General features: G+C 56.8%; 2 protein-coding genes. Both read right to left on the reverse strand.

Translation table 11 applies throughout. The features are described 5' to 3' along the window. Positions 1-276: 276 nt before the first annotated feature. Positions 277-600 carry a hypothetical protein gene (locus I8N67_RS41615; RefSeq protein ID WP_200309564.1) on the reverse strand — a complete coding sequence of 108 codons (324 nt, stop codon included), beginning with the start codon at positions 598-600 and terminating at the stop codon, positions 277-279. After that, positions 597-1,095 (reverse strand): TreTu family toxin (locus I8N67_RS43650; RefSeq protein WP_234047125.1); only part of this gene is annotated, 499 nt, incomplete at its 5' end. The genes I8N67_RS43650 and I8N67_RS41615, both read right to left, overlap by 4 nt.

Raw genomic sequence — 1,095 nt, forward strand, 5'->3', positions numbered from 1 at the left:
GTATCGCCTGCCACCACATAATACGTGTGCAGGCCGGGCCGCTACTACCTGCAAGTTCACTGGTCAGCGGGCGATTTGACAGTCGCTGGATGTTCGTGCAAATGCGCTGGCGTCTGCTGGTGTTGCCGTCACTACTGCCGTCAGCGGCCTACTCCTATTGATATGCACCGGAACGACCCACCGAAGCCCCGCCAGGACGCACCTGCCGGGGCTTCTGATTCGCTATCGCGGACCACCACGACATTGCAGCCCAGGAGCGTTCACCTTGGCCTCCATTCAGCCAGCATCACTCACACCAGCAGACGCCCAATCGACTAGATCCCGAAATAGAGTCTTCAATTCACCATCTAGCATGCCCGGCAAATATCTCTCTTCAGGAAAGAGATTCACATCGTAGTCAATTGACGACACCTGAACCTCTCCAGAGTCCCACGCCGTCAAAAAAAATCCTCTCGACCCGTTCTCCGCGTAGACCCCAAAAGATTTTTTGCCCTCGCGGTCGAGCGCATCGAAAACTTCAATGACGAATCCATGCTCCTCGCAATGAGGCGACATCCCCTCGATGAACCTCTTGAATAGAATGGGAAGCAGTTCGTTCATTTCCTATCCACGATCGTGAGATTTCCGAAAGAAGGCATCTCTGGTGCGGGTAGCCCACGTCGGGCATTCAGTCGTGTATAGATGGGATGTTTCGGCCCAGGAATTTGTGCCCACCCAGGCTCACCAGCAGGCTTCAAACAGGAGCACGGGACATCGAACTCTGCATAGACGGACCCCGGTTTAGCCTGCTTCCGGAAGGCGTCAGCATCTGCCGGATGGGCCACGTAGGTCGAAGTCTCACCTTGACCAGCCTGAACCTTACCCGTGTCAACCATCGCTTGATGCTCTTCCTCTGACATCCATCGCCCAACTCGCGTATTGCAGTTGTGAACAAGGATTGGCGTGGTCCCCGCCAGCACATAGTACGTATGGATCTCAGTGATCGTGAGGTCGTGCGTGCGCTGTCGGCGCTCGAAGTAGCGGACGTCCTCAACCGTGGCCGTGGTGCCGGATGCCGTGCGCAGGGTCATGCCCGGGGTGAGTTCGCCGGCCTGG

This window comes from Streptomyces adelaidensis (assembly GCF_016598475.1).
GTDB lineage: Bacteria > Actinomycetota > Actinomycetes > Streptomycetales > Streptomycetaceae > Streptomyces > Streptomyces adelaidensis.